The sequence below is a fragment of the Bradyrhizobium sp. BRP19 genome (assembly GCF_020194195.1).
Classification (GTDB): domain Bacteria; phylum Pseudomonadota; class Alphaproteobacteria; order Rhizobiales; family Xanthobacteraceae; genus Bradyrhizobium; species Bradyrhizobium yuanmingense.
Genome location: NZ_JADYVZ010000014.1, coordinates 28,587 through 47,177 on the forward strand (window position 1 = coordinate 28,587; position 18,591 = coordinate 47,177).

The 18,591-nt window shown below is 63.3% G+C and carries 20 protein-coding genes; 11 read left to right on the forward strand and 9 right to left on the reverse strand.

Going from position 1 to position 18,591, the window contains the following annotated elements:
• Nucleotides 1-71 precede the first annotated feature (71 nt).
• Together I6F36_RS30080 and I6F36_RS30085 are read right to left on the reverse strand one after the other, a co-directional pair.
• On the reverse strand, nt 72-1,106 hold the full coding sequence (locus I6F36_RS30080; protein WP_225172737.1) for an aldo/keto reductase: 1,035 nt from the start codon (nt 1,104-1,106) through the stop codon (nt 72-74).
• A gap of 10 nt (nt 1,107-1,116) precedes the next feature.
• Nucleotides 1,117-2,298 carry an MFS transporter gene (locus I6F36_RS30085; protein WP_225172738.1) on the reverse strand — a complete coding sequence of 394 codons (1,182 nt, stop codon included), beginning with the start codon at nt 2,296-2,298 and terminating at the stop codon, nt 1,117-1,119.
• 95 nt (nt 2,299-2,393) lie between these two features.
• Here I6F36_RS30085 and I6F36_RS30090 point away from each other — a divergent pair, with 95 nt between their 5' ends.
• The 6 genes from I6F36_RS30090 to I6F36_RS30115 all read left to right on the forward strand — a co-directional run bounded on the left by I6F36_RS30090 (nt 2,394) and on the right by I6F36_RS30115 (nt 8,266).
• On the forward strand, nt 2,394-3,347 hold the full coding sequence (locus I6F36_RS30090) for a LysR family transcriptional regulator (protein ID WP_109141763.1): 954 nt from the start codon (nt 2,394-2,396) through the stop codon (nt 3,345-3,347).
• A 297-nt stretch (nt 3,348-3,644) separates the two neighbouring features.
• Entirely contained in the window at nt 3,645-4,604 is a 960-nt protein-coding gene (locus tag I6F36_RS30095) for a fatty acid desaturase (RefSeq protein WP_225148648.1), read from the forward strand.
• 236 nt (nt 4,605-4,840) lie between these two features.
• Entirely contained in the window at nt 4,841-5,839 is a 999-nt protein-coding gene (locus I6F36_RS30100) for an ABC transporter substrate-binding protein (protein WP_225172739.1), read from the forward strand.
• Nucleotides 5,836-6,609, forward strand: a complete 774-nt coding sequence (locus I6F36_RS30105) for an ABC transporter permease (protein ID WP_225172740.1) — start codon at nt 5,836-5,838, stop codon at nt 6,607-6,609. The genes I6F36_RS30100 and I6F36_RS30105 overlap by 4 nt, the downstream gene beginning before the upstream one ends.
• Nucleotides 6,597-7,472 (forward strand): ABC transporter ATP-binding protein, encoded by an 876-nt coding sequence (locus I6F36_RS30110; RefSeq protein WP_225148645.1) that lies wholly within the window; start codon nt 6,597-6,599, stop codon nt 7,470-7,472. The genes I6F36_RS30105 and I6F36_RS30110 overlap by 13 nt, the downstream gene beginning before the upstream one ends.
• A gap of 29 nt (nt 7,473-7,501) precedes the next feature.
• Complete coding sequence (locus I6F36_RS30115) at nt 7,502-8,266, forward strand: Crp/Fnr family transcriptional regulator (RefSeq protein WP_225172741.1); 765 nt, start codon at nt 7,502-7,504, stop codon at nt 8,264-8,266.
• On the opposite strand, the gene atzF is transcribed toward I6F36_RS30115, so the two are convergent.
• The gene (atzF, locus tag I6F36_RS30120; RefSeq protein ID WP_225137202.1) at nt 8,263-9,645 is read right to left on the reverse strand and encodes an allophanate hydrolase; all 1,383 of its coding nucleotides are present in this window, start codon (nt 9,643-9,645) and stop codon (nt 8,263-8,265) included. The genes I6F36_RS30115 and atzF overlap by 4 nt on opposite strands.
• Nucleotides 9,646-9,890: 245 nt before the next feature.
• Between atzF and I6F36_RS30125 the strand changes: the two genes are divergently transcribed.
• Together I6F36_RS30125 and I6F36_RS39740 are read left to right on the forward strand one after the other, a co-directional pair.
• Entirely contained in the window at nt 9,891-10,937 is a 1,047-nt protein-coding gene (locus tag I6F36_RS30125; RefSeq protein WP_225129874.1) for an SMI1/KNR4 family protein, read from the forward strand.
• A gap of 566 nt (nt 10,938-11,503) precedes the next feature.
• Nucleotides 11,504-11,635: a hypothetical protein gene (locus I6F36_RS39740; RefSeq protein ID WP_276573740.1), complete on the forward strand. Its 132-nt coding sequence runs from the start codon at nt 11,504-11,506 to the stop codon at nt 11,633-11,635.
• 228 nt (nt 11,636-11,863) lie between these two features.
• Here I6F36_RS39740 and I6F36_RS30130 read toward each other — a convergent pair whose 3' ends face one another.
• Together I6F36_RS30130 and I6F36_RS30135 are read right to left on the reverse strand one after the other, a co-directional pair.
• Nucleotides 11,864-13,231 (reverse strand): cyclic GMP-AMP synthase DncV-like nucleotidyltransferase, encoded by a 1,368-nt coding sequence (locus I6F36_RS30130; protein WP_225172742.1) that lies wholly within the window; start codon nt 13,229-13,231, stop codon nt 11,864-11,866.
• Entirely contained in the window at nt 13,228-14,271 is a 1,044-nt protein-coding gene (locus I6F36_RS30135; RefSeq protein ID WP_225172743.1) for an SAVED domain-containing protein, read from the reverse strand. The genes I6F36_RS30130 and I6F36_RS30135 overlap by 4 nt, the downstream gene beginning before the upstream one ends.
• 212 nt (nt 14,272-14,483) lie before the next feature.
• Between I6F36_RS30135 and I6F36_RS30140 the strand changes: the two genes are divergently transcribed.
• Nucleotides 14,484-14,666 carry a DUF3606 domain-containing protein gene (locus tag I6F36_RS30140; RefSeq protein WP_225172744.1) on the forward strand — a complete coding sequence of 61 codons (183 nt, stop codon included), beginning with the start codon at nt 14,484-14,486 and terminating at the stop codon, nt 14,664-14,666.
• Between the two features lie 52 nt (nt 14,667-14,718).
• On the forward strand, nt 14,719-15,225 hold the full coding sequence (locus tag I6F36_RS30145; protein ID WP_225172745.1) for a hypothetical protein: 507 nt from the start codon (nt 14,719-14,721) through the stop codon (nt 15,223-15,225).
• Between the two features lie 34 nt (nt 15,226-15,259).
• Here I6F36_RS30145 and I6F36_RS30150 read toward each other — a convergent pair whose 3' ends face one another.
• Nucleotides 15,260-15,472 carry a hypothetical protein gene (locus I6F36_RS30150; protein ID WP_225172746.1) on the reverse strand — a complete coding sequence of 71 codons (213 nt, stop codon included), beginning with the start codon at nt 15,470-15,472 and terminating at the stop codon, nt 15,260-15,262.
• A gap of 359 nt (nt 15,473-15,831) precedes the next feature.
• Entirely contained in the window at nt 15,832-16,761 is a 930-nt protein-coding gene (locus tag I6F36_RS30160; RefSeq protein WP_225172748.1) for a 3'-5' exonuclease, read from the reverse strand.
• A 354-nt stretch (nt 16,762-17,115) separates the two neighbouring features.
• On the opposite strand from I6F36_RS30160, the gene I6F36_RS30165 reads away from it, so the two are divergent.
• Entirely contained in the window at nt 17,116-17,403 is a 288-nt protein-coding gene (locus tag I6F36_RS30165; protein WP_225172749.1) for a hypothetical protein, read from the forward strand.
• Here the strand turns inward: I6F36_RS30165 and I6F36_RS30170 are convergent.
• Both I6F36_RS30170 and I6F36_RS30175 read right to left on the reverse strand, forming a co-directional pair.
• Nucleotides 17,396-18,127, reverse strand: a complete 732-nt coding sequence (locus I6F36_RS30170; RefSeq protein WP_225172750.1) for an SOS response-associated peptidase — start codon at nt 18,125-18,127, stop codon at nt 17,396-17,398. The two genes, I6F36_RS30165 and I6F36_RS30170, sit on opposite strands and share 8 nt — an antisense overlap.
• A complete protein-coding gene (locus I6F36_RS30175; RefSeq protein ID WP_225172751.1) occupies nt 18,128-18,577 on the reverse strand; it encodes a zinc-ribbon domain-containing protein in 450 nt (149 codons plus the stop codon).
• Nucleotides 18,578-18,591 lie beyond the last annotated feature (14 nt).

Below are 18,591 nucleotides of genomic sequence, written 5' to 3' on the forward strand. Positions count from 1 at the left end.
TACAGGCGCGATTCTGCATGGCGCATTGTCGCGACGCTCTGTCGCAATCGCAGCCTTCCATGAGCAAGCTCCTACACCAACGGTGGATTGAGCCGCGCAAAGCCCTCCTGGACGCGATAGGGATAGTACGGATAAGGCGGCATCACCCCGCTGACCTCATCGAGCCGCTTGATCTGGTCCGCGCTCAGCGACCAGCCGACGGCACCGAGATTGTCGCGCAGCTGCGCTTCGTCGCGCGCCCCGATGATCACGGAGGAGACCGTGGGACGCGACAGCAGCCAGGCAATCGCGACCTGCGGCACGGTCCGAGCGGCCTCCACAGCAATCGCATCGAGCACGTCAACGACGGCGTAGAGGCGCGCATCGTCCACGGGCGGACCGAACTGTGCGGTGGCATGCAGGCGGCTTCCTTGCGGCAGCGGCTGGCCGCGCCGGATCTTTCCGGTGAGCCTGCCCCAGCCCAGTGGGCTCCAGACCAGAGCGCCGACGCCCTGATCGCGCGCGAGCGGCATCAGCTCCCATTCATAGTCGCGCCCGAGCAGCGAGTAATAGACCTGGTGCGCGACATAGCGCGGCCAGCCATGCCGGTCCGCGATCGCGAGCGACTTCATCAGCTGCCAGCCGGCGAAATTCGAGACGCCGACATAGCGCAGCTTACCGGCGCGCACGAGCATATCGAGCGTGGACAGCACCTCCCCGATCGGCGTGAACGCGTCGAAGGCGTGGAGCTGAAGCAGATCGATATGGTCAGTGCCAAGCCGTCCTAGCGCCGCATCGACCGAGGCAAGCAGCCGCTGCCGCGACGAGCCGGCATCGAGCGGACCGTCGCCCATCGGCAGGCTCATCTTGGTCGAGATCAGCACCTTGTCGCGGCGCCCCTTGATCGCGGCACCGAGGATCTCCTCGGAGGCGCCGTTCGAATAGACATCGGCGCTGTCGAACAGATTGACGCCGGCATCGAGGCAGATATCGACGAGCCTGCGGGCTTCATCGATGCCGCTGCGGCCCCAGGCGGAAAACAACGGACCCTGGCCGCCGAACGTGCCGGTGCCGAAGCTGAGGACGGGGACTTTGAGCCCGGGAGCGCCGAGATTGCGGTATTCCATGATCGCTCTCCTACTCCGCCGGGCACACCGCGACGGTTGCCGGCGCGGGATCGAGCCGGAGACTCCACAGCGCCAGAACGAGGCCAATGGCGGTGATGCCGGCCGCGACCAGCGGCAGCGCCGAAAGGCCGAGCCCGCGGTCGATGGTGAGGCCGCCTGCCCAGGCGCCGAGCGCATTGCCGAGATTGAACGCGGCGATGTTGAGGCTGGAGGCGAGCGTCCGGCCACTGGAACCTGCGGCTTCCAGCACGCGAAGCTGAAGCGGGGCGACGGTCGCGAAGGCGGCGACGCCGAGCAGCAGGATCAGCACGATGGAAAGAATCTTGATCGACAGCACCGCGGCCAGGCCGAGCAGCACGATCGCGAGCGCCGCCAGCGTGCCGACCAGGGCGCGCGCCAGGCCAGCATCGGCGAGCCTGCCGCCGGCGACATTGCCGATCGCAAGGCCGACGCCGAACACCAGCAGAATCGGCGACACCGCGGCCTCCGAGAAACCGGTGAAGCGCGTCAGGATCGGCTGGATATAGGTGAAGACGACGAACAGTCCGGCGAAGCCGAACACGGTCATGGCAAGACCGAGCAGCACCTGCGGACGGCCGAGCACGGCCACTTCCTCGGCAAGCGAGATCGGCTTGTCGCCATCGCCGACATCGCCGGGGACGAGCGCGGCGACGACCGCAAACGCGATCACGCCGATGACAGTCACCGCCCAGAACGCCGCGCGCCAGCCGAGCATCAGGCCGAGCCAGGCACCGAAGGGCACGCCCAGGAGCGTCGCGACCGTCAGGCCGATGAACATGGTGGCGATCGCAGACGCACGCTTGTCCTCGGCGACGAGGCTGGTGGCCACCACCGAGCCGACGCCGAAGAACGTGCCGTGGGCGAGGGAGGTCAGCACCCGCGCGGCCATCAGCAATTCGTAGGTGGGTGCGAGCGCGCAAGCCGCATTGCCGAGCGTGAAGATCGCCATCAACGCCAGCAGCACGGTTTTCCGCGGCATCCGCCGCGTCGCCAGCGTCAGCACCGGCGCGCCGACGAACACGCCGAGCGCATAGCCTGATATCAGCAGGCCCGCGACCGGCACCGAGACGTGCATGTCGGCGGCGACCTGCAGCAGCAAGCCCATGATGATGAATTCGGTGGTGCCGATGCCGAAGGCACCGGCGGTGAGCGCGAGGACGGCAGGAGGCATGCGTTGCTCCAAGGGATGAGACGAGCCACGCAGATAGCTGCGCTGCCGCCAAACCATTAGAATGTCCGCAATCCAATCATTTGTGACGTGAATTCATGGCCCGTTTCGACACCAACCGCTCGGCCGAGATGGAGGTCTTCGTCCGCGTCGTGGACCTCGGCGGCTTCACCCAGGCCGCGCGAAAGCTGCGCCTGACGCCATCGGGCGTCAGCAAGCTGATCTCGCGTCTGGAGGCGCGCCTCGGCGCGCGGCTCGTCAACCGCACCACGCGCAAGCTGACGCTGACGGCGGAAGGCCAGGCCTTCTACGAGCGATCGTTGCGCATCCTCGCCGAGATGGAGGAGGCCGAGCGCGAGGCGGCCTCGGGCGCGGCGCCGCGCGGCCGCCTCACGGTCAATTGCAACATCCCCTTCGGCATGCTGCATGTGATGCCGTTGATCCCGCGGTTTCTGGCCCAGCATCCCGACGTCACGCTCGATCTCGTGCTGACCGATACGGTGATCGACCTGATGCAGGAGCGCGCGGACGTCGCCATCCGCGTCGGTCCGCTGCGCGCCTCGCGGCTGGTCGCGCGAAAGCTCGGCACCAGCCGCATGGTCGTGGTCGGGGCGCCGGATTATCTCGCCCGCTGCGGCATGCCCAAGATTCCGGCCGATCTCGCCGACCACCGCGGCATCGGCTGGACCTTTCCACGCAGCATCCGCGGCTGGCCGTTCAGGCGTGGCGACCACGCCGAGGAGGCCCTGCCCCCGCCGGTCGCGCGCGCCAGCGACGGCGAAGCCGCCCGCCGCCTCTGCCTCGGCAGTGTCGGTCTCGCGCGCCTCGCGCTCTTCCACATCGGCCCCGACATCGAATCCGGCCGCCTCGTCCCGGTGCTGCAAGGCTACAATCCCGGCGACCGCGAAGACATCCACGCCGTCTATGTCGGCCACACCGCCCCGCTCCCGGCACGCGTGCGCGCGTTCATCGATTTCCTCGCCGAGCACGTGCGGGTGAGCGACCCCGCGTTGAAGCGGACCGGGGATGGGAAGTGGAAGCTGGTGGGGTGAAGCGGCGGCGGAGGGCGCAGGAGAAGCTTGCCCCCGGCAGGCTTGCCGAGCCGAAGCAAACGGCACCGAGTCCGCCTTCGGCCTGCGGGCTTCGGCGCGCCAGCCTTGCGCAAACGTCGTTTGCGAAGGCTGGCGAGGAGAGTGTCAGTCCAGGGATGCCGGGCGAGCCAACGCCGGCGAAATAAATTGCTTCTGCATTGCGGCCGCGCTTCCTAGGGTCGGCCTGTGCTTGGCCAATTCCAGCGTCCTCACGAGCACGGTCAAGTGTGCGATTCCGAAAAAGAGGCGACCACGATCATGAGCAATGCCATCACTGCCACCGGAGAGAAGCCGCTGACTCCAGCCATGCTGCGCGAATTGTCGGTGCGGTCCGATTGGCAGGGTCTGATCCGCGCGGCCAGCCACTACGGCGTGATCGTCGTTGTCGGCGCGCTGATCTGGCTGGTCTCATCGCAATACGGAATCGTCTGGGCGTTGCCGCTGGTGGTCGTCCAAGGCTACTTTGTCGCATTCCTGTTCATGGTGGTCCACGAGACCGCCCACAAGACGGCATTTCGCAGCCGGGCGCTTAATCTCGTCTTCGGTCATCTCTCCTCGTTCGCGGTCGGCTTGCCTTACGAATATTACTGTTTATTCCACTGGGATCATCATCGGTATACGCAGGATCCAAAGAGGGATCCGGAACTGCTGTCGGTTCCGATCCCGACCTCGGACGCGCAATTGGTGATCGTCTACAGCGGCTTGCGGCAGGTTGCCTTCCGGGTGGGGCTGATGCTTCGCCATGCGTTGACCGGCAACGCCACGTCACCCTGGATTCCCGAAGGCAAACGCCACATCGTCGTGACAGAGGCGCGTCTCCATCTGGCAGGCTACGTCGCGCTGTTGCTGGCATCGATCGCGTTGCACACCTTGATCCTGTTGTGGGTCTGGGTCGTCCCCGTGATCGTCGGTCAATTGTTTCTGCGTCCGTATCTGCTTGCCGAACACACCGGCTGCGATCGCACGCGCAGCGCCTTCCAGAACACCCGCACCACCTATACCGCCAGGTTCGTGCGCTGGTTCGCATGGAACATGCCCTATCATGTCGAACACCATGCCTATCCTTCGATTCCTTTCCATGCGCTGCCGAAACTGAACCGGATCGTCGCCGATCGGATCGTCTATCGGGGCCCGGGCTACATCGCAGTGACGCGGCAGACGTGGGCCTGGTTTCGCCGCGCACGCAACGGTACCGAAATCCCGATCGGTTCTGATTGAATTCGGCGTCGGGCTTGGCGAAAGCCAGCAGAGCGCCGCTGCCGCAGGCCATGCTGCGCCCAAGGTGTGAGCAGCTTGATGAATTTATTGCCCCGATCACGGTCGGAAGCTGTTTTGCTTGCGCAAAAAGTGGACAGCAGGGCCTTGTCGATTAATTGCTTCATGATCTTCGATCTTCAGACGATCCTGTCGTCAAGGTCGATCACCTCCGATCGCCGGCATCACAGGGGTTTGGCATGCGATCAACAACTGCTCTTCGCTTCGCCGTGTTCGTGCTATCTGCGTCCTTCCTGTTTGCGCCGTCCGAGCGCGCGACGGCCGAGGAATTGCTGAAGGCGCGGCTCGCCCAGAATCTTGGGCCGATCTCGGGACTGGCGATCGTTGCCAATGCGAAGGGCCTTTTCGCCAAGCACGGGCTCGACATCTCGGTCTCCAACTTCACCAGCGGGAAGCAGTGCCTCGATACGGTGATTGGGGGAGGGGCGGATTTCGCGACAACAGCCGAGGCGCCGGTCACGGCGGCCGCGATGGCGCAACAGCCCATCGCCTTCGTGGCGGGGATGGAATATTCGGATCTCAAGACCATGACCGCAGCTTCTGCCGGAATCAAGACGAAGGCCGATCTGCGTGGAAAGCGAATCGCCTTCACGGCCGGAACCGGCAGCGAGGTCTACACCTCGGTTCTGTTGAAAGCGGCGGGCCTGACGTCGAAGGACGTGACGCTCGTCAACCTGCGACCGCAGGAGATGCTCCCTGCGATGGCGGCCGGCAGCATCGACGCATTCGACACCTGGGAGCCACACGTCGCGAATGCGAAGAAGGCTCTCGGCGAAGGCGCGATCCCGCTTGATACCAAAGGTCTCTACTCGGAGACCTTCAATATCGTCGTGACGCAGTCTTACCTCGCCGCCAACCCGGCGATCGTCAGCAAGTTCCTGGCGTCCCTCATCGAAGCCGAGGGCTGGCTCAAGGCGAATCCGGGTGAAGCAATCGACGTCATCGCAGCGGCGACTGGGATGAAACGCGATGAATTGGCGTCGATCTGGACGGACTACGTCTACCATGTGCGCCTCGACGACAGGATTCTCACGACTCTGAAAACCCATGCCGCCTGGCGGCTCGAGACCGGCAATCATCCCCCTGGAGCGAGCATGCCCGATTTCACGAAAGTCCTGGTGACGGCGCCGCTGAAGGCGCTCGATTCAGCTCGCGTCACGCTGGGGGCACGCCCGTGAGCGTCGGCAGACGCAGCAGCGCGACCGAACGGCTGAGCGTACTGGTCGCCGTCCTCTCCGTGCCCGCCTTCACAGGCATGTGGGAACTGGTTGCGCGCTCCGGCATCGTGAACACCGTGCTGTTTCCGCCGCCATCGACCGTCGCCGTTGCCGTTCTCGAATGGATTCGCAGCGGACAATTCTTCGCCGACCTGATGGCGAGCCTCGCGCGCGTGGCCGCGGGATTTGCCATCGGGGCCGCGGGCGGAATCGTGCTCGGCATCCTGACCGGCCGGTTTCGGCTGGTGTCCAGCCTGCTTTCGCCCTTGTTTCACATCCTTCGCCCAATTCCTCCCATAGCCTTCGTGCCGATCGTCATCCTTTGGTTTGGCCTCTCGGAGACAGGCAAGCTTTTCCTGGTCGTTTGGGGCGTGTTCTTCACGGTATGGCTGGCGACCCACATCGGGGTGCAGAAAGTCGACCACGGACTTATCCGAGCCGCCCAGATGCTCGGCACGCCGCAACCGCAGATGCTGTGGGAGATCGTCCTTCTTGGCGCGCTGCCCTATATCACGGTCGGTCTTCGAACCGCGGTGAGCATCTCCTTCTACACGCTGGTCGCCGCCGAGTTGGCGGGAGCGTTCGCCGGTATCGTTTATCGTATCGAAATTGCGCAACAGAACATGCAAACGGGTCAGGTCATGGGCGGGCTGGCGGCTCTCGGGCTGCTTTCCTTCATCGCCGACCGTTCCTTCGCAATTCTTGCCGAACGTGCTGTGTGGTGGCGATGATCCCGAGCCTGCTTCGTCCAGACCAGCCGCTCAGGCTCGTGGATACGTACCCGCCGTCCGCCGCGGCGCGTCAGGCGATCATCCGGGTCGAGGATTTGAGCATCGTCTTCGATGCGCCGAGCGGGCAGGTCATCGCAGTCGACCGCGTATCCCTGGCAGTAGCCCAGGGGGAATTCGTCTCGATCGTCGGTCCATCCGGCTGCGGCAAGTCCACGCTGCTGAATGCAATGGCCGGCCTCGAGCGGCCGTTCGGAGGCCAGGTGCTCATGGCCGGCGAAGCAATGCGCAAGCCACGACCCGAGATCGGAATGGTCTTCCAGCAGCCACATCTGTTTCCGTGGAAATCGGTGCGCCGGAATATCGCGCACGGGCCCCGCGCTCTCGGCAAGCCGAAAGCGGAGGCGCTGCGGATTGCCGACGGTCTCATCGAGATGATCGGCCTGACCAGATTTGCGTCGGCATATCCGCACACGCTATCCGGGGGCATGCAGCAGCGGGTTGCGATTGCCCGTGCCCTCGCCAATCAACCGCGTGTCCTGTTGATGGACGAGCCGTTCGGAGCGCTGGATGCGCAGACCCGGGCGGTCATGCAGGACAATCTGCTCGAGCTCCGCGAGCGGATCAATGCAACAATCGTCTTCGTCACACACGACATCGATGAAGCGATCCTTCTCTCTGACCGTGTGCTGATCATGAGCGCCGGACCTGGCCGCATCCTCAGGGATCTTCAGGTGAGCCTGCCGCGGCCGCGCTCCAGCGCCATTGTCGCGGAGGCCGCCTATCTCGCCCTCAAGCGGGATTGCCTTGACCTGATCCGCTCGGAAGGCCGCAGGGCCTTCGAGCAGATGGAAATCAAGACGTAGGCGCCTGACGATATGTTCTGGCATGGCTCTTGAATAGCTTTCCCCTGCGGCGGCAGGGGAGCGAGCAGATGTCAGCGGCAAGTCTCAGGAATGCGACCGGCATCATGCTGGCGGGATCGGATGCTCTGGTCGGGTCGCTGCCGAGCTTGTTGGATCCGTTGTGTGAGGCTGACCGGCGCCGTGTCCTCGCCATCGGCCGCGAGGAGGTCCTGCCGGCAGGCAAGCATGTCTGGCGTCAGGGCGATCTGCAGAACGGCATTTATCTGATCGAAGAGGGGCGTATTCGCAGCTACTACGCGGCGCCTTCCGGACGCGAGGTGACGCTGGCCTACTGGTTCGCCGGCAATTTCGTCGGCGGCCCCGATCTGTTCGGTACTGGTGCCCACGTATGGTCTTCGGTTGCAGTGGAACGAAGCCGAGTGACGTTCTTGCCCGGCCCAGCCCTGCGCGCGCTGGCGCTTCAATCGGCAAGTATCGCAGTCGCGCTGCTGGATGCGCTCGCCTTCAAGGCACGGTGCTACTCGGCCATGGCGCAAATGCTGGGGACCCGCTCGGTGACCGAGCGGCTGCATCGTCTGTTGGTCTTCCTCTCGAAGATCTACGGTTCGCAGCAGGGCCGCGAGATCGTGATCGGGATCCCGTTCACGCATGGTGATCTCGCCAATCTGATCGGCTCAACCCGCCAATGGGTGACGGTGCAGCTTTCCCGCATGCAGGCAAGAGGCGTCATCCGTTATCACCGGGGCCTGATTGTGATCCTCAATCTGCGCGCCCTCGATCTCGAAGTGGTCTAGGAGGCGGCCTTCGGATATTCCTTTAGATCGAACAGTCTGGCCTTCGCATCGGGCAGCCATCGTTCGGCAAGGTCGAGAACAACATGGTCGCGCCACGCAGGTGCCAGCAAAGTGATACCCATCGGCATGCCGTTGCCGAGCGTTGCATTGGGAACCGACACCGCGCACAAGTCCACGAGATTGGCAAAATAGGAGTAGTAACCGAGGCGGTTGTTGAGCGTGATGGGATCTTCCATCATCTCCGCAATCGTGAAGGGGCGTGGCGCGGTCGGTACCACCAGAACATCGATCTCCTCGAAAAGCGTTTGGATCTGGCGTCGCAGCTTCCAAAGTCGATGTTGCGCGGCGAATGCATCTGTTGCGGAAAACCGGGCAGCTCCGCTCAGCACGTTGCGGATGACGTCAAGCAGGTCTCCATGATCGATGTTCATGAGCTTGCTGATCGCCGCATGACGTTCGGCAATCCAAGGCCCTGAAAAGAGCATTTCACCGGCTTCGGCGAAAGGCGCGAAGTCAATGTTCCTGGCTTGACCTCCCAATCCCGAAAGCCTCGTGCAGGCCTGCCTGTAAAGGTCATCGCATTCCGGCATGCCGAATGAATTGAGATGACCGACAGGGACCTGGCCGAACCGGAATTTGCGAGGAGATGGGAAGGACGAGGCAATCCGTTGGCGGCTAAAGGGATCACTGTCGTCGAATCCTTCGATCAACCCGAGCAGAATTCGACCTTCGGCAATGGAATTGCAGAAGATCGAGGGACAATCGAGCGTCGGACAGTTCGGCACAAGTCCCCGGGACGAGACGAGGCCGACGGTTGGCTTGATCCCGATGATTCCGTTGAAACCCGCGGGAATCCGGCCTGAGCCGCCGGTATCTGTGCCGAGAGCGAAGGCAACATGGCCGGATGCTACGGCAGCAGCCGAGCCGGAGCTCGAACCACCGGAGACATACAGATCGTCCGCCGCACTGGAACAGGCGCCGTAAGGGGAGCGGGCGCCGGACAGTCCGGTTGCGAACTGATCCAGGTTGGTTTTGCCAAGACAGATCGCACCCGCGGCCGCCAATTTCTCGACGCATCTGGCCGATTGCGCAGCCCTATATTCGAATGACGGGCAGGCTGCTGTCGTTGGCATGGCCTCAACGTCAATATTGTCCTTGACGCCGAATGGCACGCCAAGGAGCGGCAGGACTTCACCCTCTTCCGCTCGTTGCACAAGTGCATCAACCTCAGCCAGCGCTTCTTCCATGGGCCGCACATAGATCCAGCAATTGCGGTGCCGGTCCCGCTCGATGCGCTCATAGGCGCTTATGATGATGGAGGCTAACTCGGCACGGGAACGGAGGGGTCGGCTCTGCGCGGATAGGATCGCTTGCGGCACGGAATAAGCTCCTGAGGGCATGACCCCACGAATATGAAGCCGCTACCCAGCAATGAAAGCAACTAAGCGCCTCAACCGCACCGGCAGGACTCGAGCCTGCGACCAAACCGTTATGAGCGGCAGCAAATGGCGGAGAGAGTGTCAGTCAATCCTGATTGACGTATAAGCTGTTTTCATTCCGAAGGGTGGCAATCAACGGTCCTGGCTACTGGGCGCTTAGACACGCCTCGTAACACGACGAGGTAATGAAGATGGCGACGAAACGGCTCTTTGACGACTTCGACTTCGAAGGCTTCTGGGACGACTGTCCGTATTCCCTGGAGAACTATGTCGAGCCTCCGCCGACCGACGAGCTGATCGCCTCCATTGAGCATGAAATCGGAGGGTATCGGCTGCCGGCGGCCTATGTCGACCTCGCACGGCGCCACAATGGCGGAATGGTCAAGCGCAACTGCCATCCAATGAAGGAGCGTACAGGCTGGGCGGAGGACCACGTGGCTATCGAGGGGCTCTTCGCTCTTGGCCGTACGTCCACCTATTCACTCGCCGGGAAGTTTGGCGCCAAGTTCATGATCGAGGAATGGGGCTACCCGCCGATTGGCGTCGGAATCGCCGACACGCCGGCCGGCGGCCACGAACTGATCATGCTGGACTACCGGAGCTGCGGAAAGCGGGGCGAGCCGCAGGTCGTGTACGTCGACCAGGAGGATGACTGCCGTATCGTCGTCGTCGCGCCGGACTTCGAGACCTTCATTCGCGGCTTGGTGGAGGAGTCCGAGTACGACACTGCTGAGGAGGATCGGGCCGCTGCGATCGCGACCGTCGAGCGGGGAACGTTATCGCCAATCGTGGTGCGAGCCTTGGCCGCCGTCGGCGACCGTCTGCCGCACGGCGAGCGAATGTTGCGCACCTTGGCCCGGCAGATCGTGGACGAGAAGGGCTTCTTTGCCCTGCACGACGACGAGCGCTCACATCTGATGTATGGACTGATGTTCTGGCTTTATTCGAGCCTTCGTACGGCCAGATCCTTCGAAGCTTTCTTGGGCCGGTCCGAGACCGGCACCTCCTACGACTCGCCTTGTTACGAGCTGATGATCGCTTTCGACCTTGTCACCGAACCTTACGGCTTCAACACGCGCGGGTACGCCGAGGGCTTTGTGAGGGACTGGTGGGACGCGTGCGTCGCCCGCGGCGACATGGCCGAGATGGCGGAAGGCTACCGTCTGACTTCCAGGGCCGAGGCGGCCCTGCTCGGACGCTTGGCGACGATTGCTGGCCCCGAAGGCAAATAAGCCGGCGCCATTGATTTGAGCGGGTGGCGGAGAGAGTGGGACTCTCCTCCGCTAGGCTGCGATTGCGCGAAATCCGCTGGAAAACAAGGATTCCCAAATAGCCCGGCCGCGATCTGTGACCACCGCGGTGTACCACCGGGCGGGTCGATTCGGGCCTCAATGTCAGTCGATTTCGAGGCGATCGGAGACGTCTCGAACGGGCCGATCGGCGCCAGTCCAGGGGGAGCGGATCCGTCCGCACAACAGCGTTTCTTAAGCTTCGCCGTCCATAGTTCCTGTGACCGCAGGATCAATGGATCACAGGATCACAGGACGGGCTCCAGGGCCTTGGACAAGGAGGGGCGAGGTGGCGACACGGAAGAACCTTCTCGCAGACCTCGTTGCGGACGCGCCGACGCTTGCGCCCGGTCCCGCGTCCGATCGTGGTGGCTTCGATGGTGCGGTGCCGGCGCCCGGCGCCGCCCGGGCCGAACGGCAATCGCTCCGACAGGTGTCGACCGATCCGGGCGAGGCGCCCGCGTCGCCGCCGCGCGCCATGGGCACGCTGAAGGAACCGAGCGCGCCAGATGTCGCTCTATCTGGAGCCGGCGACGTACGACGCGCTGCGGGAGATCGCGCATCGAGATAGGACTAAGATGCATGTTCTGCTGCTGCAGGCGGTGGACGAGTTTCTAAAGAAGCGCGGTCCGCCGGAATGACGCGATCAGGCTTTCCTCGTGCTACAGCCGAAAAGCGGATGAAGGCGGCCGGTTGATTAGGAATCCTTAGTGTCGTCAGGCCACTTCGCCAGGAGGGCGTCCAGAAGGTTTCCATACACGCCGGCCATGCCGTGGCAGGTCAGGACGTGTTCGCCGCCCTCCTTCTTCGTCTGGTAGAAGGGCACGCCCCAAAGCCGAACGCCTGCGACCTCCGCCTTCCTGTCCTGACTATCGTTTCCACCAGCGTCCTGGCGCGATTTTGACGATGTGCGAGGTCTCCGCCTGCACGCGGCCGTCTTTCCAGATGCGGCAGATCATACGGTGAGATCCCTTGAAGGCCGTGCTGGTCCACTTCTCGAAGCTGTCGGAGGGGGGAGTTTCCCACGTCAGTTGCTTGTGTTCGGCCGCTTCGTCTCCGTGGTTGTCGACGTGCCATACGATTTTGTAAGGAGCCGGCACGTTGGTGGACTCGACGGTGAATTTCAGCGCGACATTCTTCGGAAGAACGTAGGAGCCGCTTTCGTACCGTTTGTACGTCTTTGTCCCTTCCGTCCTCGCGAGCTCGCATCGGATTTTGACGAAGTACGGGGTCGGCAGCGCCGAGCTCGCGAGCGCTTCGTCCATGGCAACCTTTGCGACCTCCTTATCGCCCCAGAAGCCGTGGACGAACACCCAGTCCCAAGCGCTGCGCCCCTTCGTCCGGTCGCAATCTCTTTCGAAAAGTGCGGCGAGTTTCCCGACGGCCATGTCCAGTTGGTCCTTAAACCTCTTCACCTGGTTGGCGATCTCGGAGTTGGCGGTGAACTCGGAGCGGTCAGCCGGATTATAAACCCTCGTGTCGGCGGCGAGCCGATTTCTGAGAGCGACGATCGTGTCGTACAGCGCCACGTCGTCCCGGTCGAAGCTAGGCCTGTAGCACTCGACAACGAGAGTAGAGACGATCAAGCCACCGGGGAGGCTCCATGACGGCCGCGACCGCGTGAACCACTTCAGGAAGCGCACGATGCGCCGAAGCTGTCCTTCCGGCACCTTTGCCAAGAGGCCGCCGGCCGGGCTTTTCGTGCTTACGGCGTTCTGGAACCACTTGTTGATTTCCTGCGGATCGCGCTCCTTCCATTCGGTGCTGGCATGTTCGATTCTCTGTCGACCGAAATCATCCGAGTAGGTCCGGTACACGGCGAAATCGATGTGGTAGCCCTCGGCGTACCACACGGTGACGGCGTTGGTGCGCGCCGTGGGCTCCTGCGTGAAATTGGTGCAGCGCTTGCAGAGTGCGTCGGCGACGCGCTGGCGGGCAGCGCGGGGATCTTCCGGAAGGGCCGAACGTTCGAACAGCAGCGCCACGTCTATGTCATAGTCGTTGTCATCGCGCGGGTCCTGATTGAGGGTGTGCATCGCGTAGCCGCCCTGGTTCTGCCAGTCGTACGGATGGGGGCGCGGGCGTTTCGACTCCTCCGCGAGGTCGTCCAGGCCATTCTTCAGCCGGACGATATTGAGATCTCGGTGTTCGGCGAGCTTCTTCCTGCGATCCACGCCGAGTCGGACGTGCTTGTCATAGAAGGTCTGGAGATCGGCGGTCAGGTTGAACATGGTCATTTGTACACGGCCACCATGTCTTCCGGCCGTCCTTCCTTTGTGACCTCGACGCTCCAGGCGTAGGCGGGCTTCGTGTTGGCGGTGTAGTTGTACACGACCACCGGGTTGTGGATCGTCCTGCTGATGCGACGGCCGAGGGTGAAGCCGAGCCCGACCGGGCCGGAGTAAAAGACGTGAACGACGAGGTTGCTGGGAAGTTCGCCGTGGATCTCGTCGAGAACGCTGCGGAAGGCCGAACTGATCTCATCGACCTGCCCGTAGTGCGTGACCTTGTCGATGCCTGGCTTGCCGATCGAAACGGAATAGTCGCGGTACGGCCCGGCGACGACCTCGGCGACGTCGTCGGCTCGCACCGCATAGCTCACTTCCACGCGGATCACGCAGGCGATGGGATGCGGAGGATCGGTCGTTCTTGACGTCTTCACCCCGAGGTCTGGGCCGCTTCCTGCCCGCAGTTCGCGCCAAGTGCTAGTTTCACGATGAAGGTCGAAAAGTGCGACCTGCGGAAAGGTCGAGACGCCGCATCCCGCCAGCAACTGGAGGGGGATGTGCACGATCCCGTAGTAACCGAGAGCGGCAGAGGAATCGGCCTTCAAAATCCCGGCAATCTCTGTGATCATTCGTTGTTGCTGCCTGACGGCGCCGATGGGATCGAAGGCGCCGAGACTGAGAAAGTTGGACTGATCGCAGTCGTACGTGACGAGCTTCCGGCCGCGCATCTGGCGCGGCAATGCTTCCTTGGGAAGCGGCCCGGTGAGCGGCTGGAAGGACTGATGCCGGATTGCGACGAACTGCCCGGCGGGCTTTGCCGTCGATGTCAAATGCCCGACCAGGAAGACCACGACAGCGAGGACGACGCAGACTGTGCCAGCCCACCAAGGCGCGTCGAGCGACAATCCCAGACCGTAGGATTTGTTCAGGTAGGCGATTGCCGCGTCCTTCCATCCGGGAGACAGGAGCGCGACGCCGACTGCGACGAGCGGTAGGGCGATCTTGCCGTGCAACGGCATCCCTTCCTCGCCCCCGAACAAGCCCTTCAAGTAATTCCAAATGGCTCTCATTGAAATGAACGTAGTCGAATCTGGCGCAATCAACCAAAATGTTAATCGGAGAATTGGCGCAACTTCAACAAGATGTTGTTGTAGGTGACGCAACAACCTGCGGACTCAAGCCGGGCCGGCAGGATTCGTTTCCGGAACCCGCGAATCATTGCGGCGTTGAATCGTCATCAAGTTCGCAAGAGGAGGAGCCGATGGCGGCAGCGAAGAAGACCGCGCGTGGACGCAAGCAGGACCGGGTACGCGTCGCCAGGGGACAGGACTACGAAGTCCGCTACGAAGCGAAGAAGACCGGGCGCTCGGCATCGGCGGTGAAGAAGGCCGTCAAGAAGGTCGGCAATTCCCGCAAGCGCGTCGAGAAGCGTCTCGGCCGCTAGGCCGCCTCAGATCCGGCCGGATGGCCTGACGCAGTTATCGAGAGTGCGAGCGATGACTGGCGAGCCGAAGCCGACCAAGTCAGCGAAAAAACGCCGCCGCAAGCCGCGCGAGAAGATCGTCGACTACGTCGTGGCGATCGAGGGATGGGATTGGGGCTACTCGTTTTCGCTCAACAGCGAGCGGCAGCCGATCGACCCCTACGACGAATTTCGCCACCTGCAGGTCAAGGGGCGGCTGTTGCGGCCGTCGGGGCAGAAGACCGAGAGGGCGGAGATTTCGCTGCTCCCTTCGTTCGACCTGGAAGAGGAGCGGCGCAGAGACTTGCACCCCATCGCATTGGGGTCGCTCCACGTCACGCAGGACGCGATCTTGGGCAACATCGGAATCCCGCGGGACGCGCTGACGCCGATCCTGCAGATGCTGATCGCCGGCAAATTCAATTTCGTGCTGATGCGGGGCAGCCGATTCCGGCATCGCAGCGCCAAGGTCAATAGTCTACGGCTTGAGACGAGGCTGACCGAAGACGTTGTGGCGCTCGAAGAGGAATCGGCGGCCTGACCCTGCCGCGAAGGCTTTCTCCGCCGCTCGCGTGTCAGGCCTCGCCGGGCCCGGAGAAGATCGACGTTGCGGGCGTCGTTCGAGGCAGGGGAAGCGGGCGCTCGGGCGGGGAGGATCGCAACGCCTGGCCGCCCTTCGAATCATACCGCTTCGCCAGGTCGAGGAGGCGTCGCCGGGTGAATGGGTCGGCTCTTTCGGCAATGGTCCGGACCCGGTGCGCGAGACCCCGATAGAATTCCTGCTCCATGGCGCCCCCCCCCCACGACATCACTCCTCAAATTTGAGTGGCCTGCACTCGGGGAGTCAAGCGGCGCAGGCGCGGAGGTCTGAAAACTTTCCAACGCGCCTTGTACCGACGCCTCAGGCGGGCCTAAGCTGCCGACGGCAGGAAAATTCGACATGGCTGTGCTGCACCCGATCCGGAAGGCGTGTCCGGCCTGCGGAAGGCCCATGAAACTCGTCAAGAGCGACGCGGGCCCCGGCAAGGAGCGCTATGTTTGTCCGGTTTGCGACGACGATCCTTTGCACGACCCTGCCGCTCGCAAGTGGGTGGATAGCCCGTTGAAGCCACCTGCGGACTGAGCTCTCCGTCAGCCGGAACGGTAGTTAGATGCGGCCCGAGAACCGCGTGAACGCGGTCAACCTCTGCACGGTTGGCTCGACGTTCTGCATGTAGATCTCGGTCCGGAGGAACGCGATCTCATCGTCGAGCGCGGTCTCGTCGACGTCTCTGAACCAGGACTTGGCGCGCCCGTCGCTACCGTCGTTCCAACGATAGCCGCGCCGCTTCAACGAGTCCTTGAGTTCGAATGCGGTCTGCTCCGCCCAGACCCGCATCGTCGGCTTGCGGGCGGTCTCCAGCAACAGCGCCAGCGCTGTCGAACCGGTGGTCGGAAGCTCGGATGCCAGCACCTCCAGCAGAGCGTGACAGTCGTCGACGGCCCGATGCCCCTGGTGGAAAAAACCGGCACCGTTCAGCAGATAGCCGAGTTGCGCTCCCGCGAAGCCGTGTTTGCGCCAGTCGATCTCGCTCATGCTGCAGCCCCAGGCCTTGTGCTCGAACACGGGCCAGTGGCGCTCGACGAACCTTCTGTCGAAAGAGCTGTTATGCGCGATCGTAATGACCCCGCTTTCGGCGAACGCCGTGACGGCGGCATCGTCGAATTTTTGACCGGCAACCACTTCGTTGGTGATCCCGGTGAGTGCCGTCACTTCCGCGGTGATCGACGCACTCGGTTCGTTGAAAGCGGAGAACGTGTCTCTGACGCCGACGATCCGCCCCCCCGGCGTGTAGTCGAACTTGACCATCCCGAGCTCGATGATCTCGTCTTTCGCGTGGTCGAGGCCGGTTGTCTCCGTGTCGAGCAGGATGCCGGTCCTGACCTCCTGCCCGGCGGCCGGCGTGTAGGGAGATCGGGGGATCAAGCGTCGAAGGACCCTGTAATCGGTCGACTGAGCCAGCGCGTCGGCCATTGCGGCCAGGTCCGCCGGGTCCAGAGTATGCCCGTCTCTGAGGGGCTGGGTCAGCGCGTCCATGGGCCCACAATACCGGTCAAAAGCTCCACGAGGTACCTGGAAAACAAGCGATTCACGACGTTTTCGGACGTGCCCGGGGGCGCTGCGGACAGATGGCCAATTTTCCTGCTGCCTCCTGCAGCACGCTGATCGCCCAGCCGCGCAAAGTTCGGTCGCCGGCCGTCCTTACTTCGTCATCAGCATCGAGATCACTCCTGCTGGACGAATCCTTCCGCCCGCCTCTCGTTCCGAGGCAGTTAGCACGCAGCAGGGATTCGCATTCCGCAGGGTTGAAGCTTGTCCACCTGTTCCGCGGGCGCCGGTTGCCCGCCGGCTTGGCACAAGGCAAGATATCGGCCCGATTTTCGAGGCCTTATGGGTAAGCCCGAAGAACCATACATCCGCATCATCGTGGAGACCTATCGCGAGAGCGGTGGCGGACTGCACGGCGATCTGCACGTCCGGCCGATCGCCGGACAGGGGATTTCCCGGGACCTGCGCGTGAGGTTTCCGAAGGCGCTGCGGCGCGCGCACGATGTCGGTACGCACTTTCTCGTCTATGCGAAGGTGACCGACAGGGAAGGTGGAAACGAGTTCGTCCACACCAACCACGCGTGGGATGTGGTCGTTTTGGGAATGCCCGGCACCTACCAGGTTAGATAGCCCTTGTCGCCGGCGCGGGATCTTCCTTTACGCCGCGCGCTACGATCTTGAGCGCTCCGTCCGGCAGAGCCCGCTGCAGCTTCAAGGCTTCCTCGGCCGGCGCCGTCATCCAGGTCTCGACCTCGTCGGGCGTCGTCAGGATCACGGGCATGGCCTTCGGGTGGATTGCGCCGACTTCGGCGTTCGGCTCCGTCGTGAGGAATGCGTAGAGGTCGTTGGTGGTCTCGCCTTCCTTGACTTTTCGCACCGACGTCCACTCGGTCCAAATGCCGGCGAAGCAGACAAGCGGACGGCTCTCGTCTAACGCGAACCAGATATCGCCGCCCTCGGCCTTGTTGAACTCGCTGAACGAGTTGAACGGCACCACACAGCGGTGCTCCGGCCCCAGCCAGCGCGTCCAGTGCTTGCTCTTCACGTTGCGGATGTTTGTGGTTCCGGAATCCGGCTCCATCCGGAGCAATTCCTTGAAATCGACTGTCTTGCCCTTGGCCTGCAGCTTGTCTGCCCGCTTCTTCGTGGCGTCCATAAGCGCCTTCGACGAGGACGGCATGCCCCAGCGCGCGGTAACGAGCTCGCGGCCCTCGGCGCCGCTTCGGACGACCGGCGCCTTGTAGTCGGGAAAGACGCCGGGCATCGGTGCGAGGTTGCCGACGTAGCGGTTGACGACACGGAATAGCGCGCTGATGGCGGACTGGTTGGTGGTGATCGAGTAGAGGTTACACATTCAGGCTTCCGGGTCCGGATGGCGGGCTCGCTGCGAGAGCTGTAGCAGCGTCGCCGGCGGCCGGCGACCGGCCTTTGCGCACTTGCTGCACCGGAGTCTACTCGCGAGATCATGGACGGCCGTCGTGGGCGGATGACGCAGCGCAGCCATGTCGACCTCGCGTTTTGCCTTGCATCTCGAGCATTCGATTTCGAGCCACGGATAACCGCCGTTGATCGCTTGGTCGACAGTCGGCGACGGGTCGATCGGGCCGCCGTCGGCCCACATCCGCTCGTTCCAGGATTCGGAGAGCAACTTGTCGGCCTGACGGATCAGGGCCTCCCCTTTGGCGCGAGCCTCGGAGGCTTGGGCAGCGAGGATGCCGGTCATCGCGCGTGCCCTCCCCAGCTCCTTGCTGAGCGCCTTTCGGTCGCCTCCGGAGAGCGGTGTCGGATGGTGCTTGGGCGCCATGGGACGTCCGCCGG

Bases quoted from the DNA above. Each gene is read 5' to 3' on its own strand.
- I6F36_RS30080 (WP_225172737.1), bottom strand. From the start codon at position 1,106: ATGGAATACCGCAATCTCGGCGCTCCCGGGCTCAAAGTCCCCGTCCTC.
- I6F36_RS30085 (WP_225172738.1), bottom strand. From the start codon at position 2,298: ATGCCTCCTGCCGTCCTCGCGCTCACCGCCGGTGCCTTCGGCATCGGC.
- I6F36_RS30090 (WP_109141763.1), top strand. From the start codon at position 2,394: ATGGCCCGTTTCGACACCAACCGCTCGGCCGAGATGGAGGTCTTCGTC.
- I6F36_RS30095 (WP_225148648.1), top strand. From the start codon at position 3,645: ATGAGCAATGCCATCACTGCCACCGGAGAGAAGCCGCTGACTCCAGCC.
- I6F36_RS30100 (WP_225172739.1), top strand. From the start codon at position 4,841: ATGCGATCAACAACTGCTCTTCGCTTCGCCGTGTTCGTGCTATCTGCG.
- I6F36_RS30125 (WP_225129874.1), top strand. From the start codon at position 9,891: ATGAAGATGGCGACGAAACGGCTCTTTGACGACTTCGACTTCGAAGGC.
- I6F36_RS39740 (WP_276573740.1), top strand. From the start codon at position 11,504: ATGTCGCTCTATCTGGAGCCGGCGACGTACGACGCGCTGCGGGAGATC.
- I6F36_RS30130 (WP_225172742.1), bottom strand. From the start codon at position 13,231: ATGACCATGTTCAACCTGACCGCCGATCTCCAGACCTTCTATGACAAG.
- I6F36_RS30140 (WP_225172744.1), top strand. From the start codon at position 14,484: ATGGCGGCAGCGAAGAAGACCGCGCGTGGACGCAAGCAGGACCGGGTA.
- I6F36_RS30145 (WP_225172745.1), top strand. From the start codon at position 14,719: ATGACTGGCGAGCCGAAGCCGACCAAGTCAGCGAAAAAACGCCGCCGC.
- I6F36_RS30150 (WP_225172746.1), bottom strand. From the start codon at position 15,472: ATGGAGCAGGAATTCTATCGGGGTCTCGCGCACCGGGTCCGGACCATT.
- I6F36_RS30160 (WP_225172748.1), bottom strand. From the start codon at position 16,761: ATGGACGCGCTGACCCAGCCCCTCAGAGACGGGCATACTCTGGACCCG.
- I6F36_RS30165 (WP_225172749.1), top strand. From the start codon at position 17,116: ATGGGTAAGCCCGAAGAACCATACATCCGCATCATCGTGGAGACCTAT.
- I6F36_RS30170 (WP_225172750.1), bottom strand. From the start codon at position 18,127: ATGTGTAACCTCTACTCGATCACCACCAACCAGTCCGCCATCAGCGCG.
- I6F36_RS30175 (WP_225172751.1), bottom strand. From the start codon at position 18,577: ATGGCGCCCAAGCACCATCCGACACCGCTCTCCGGAGGCGACCGAAAG.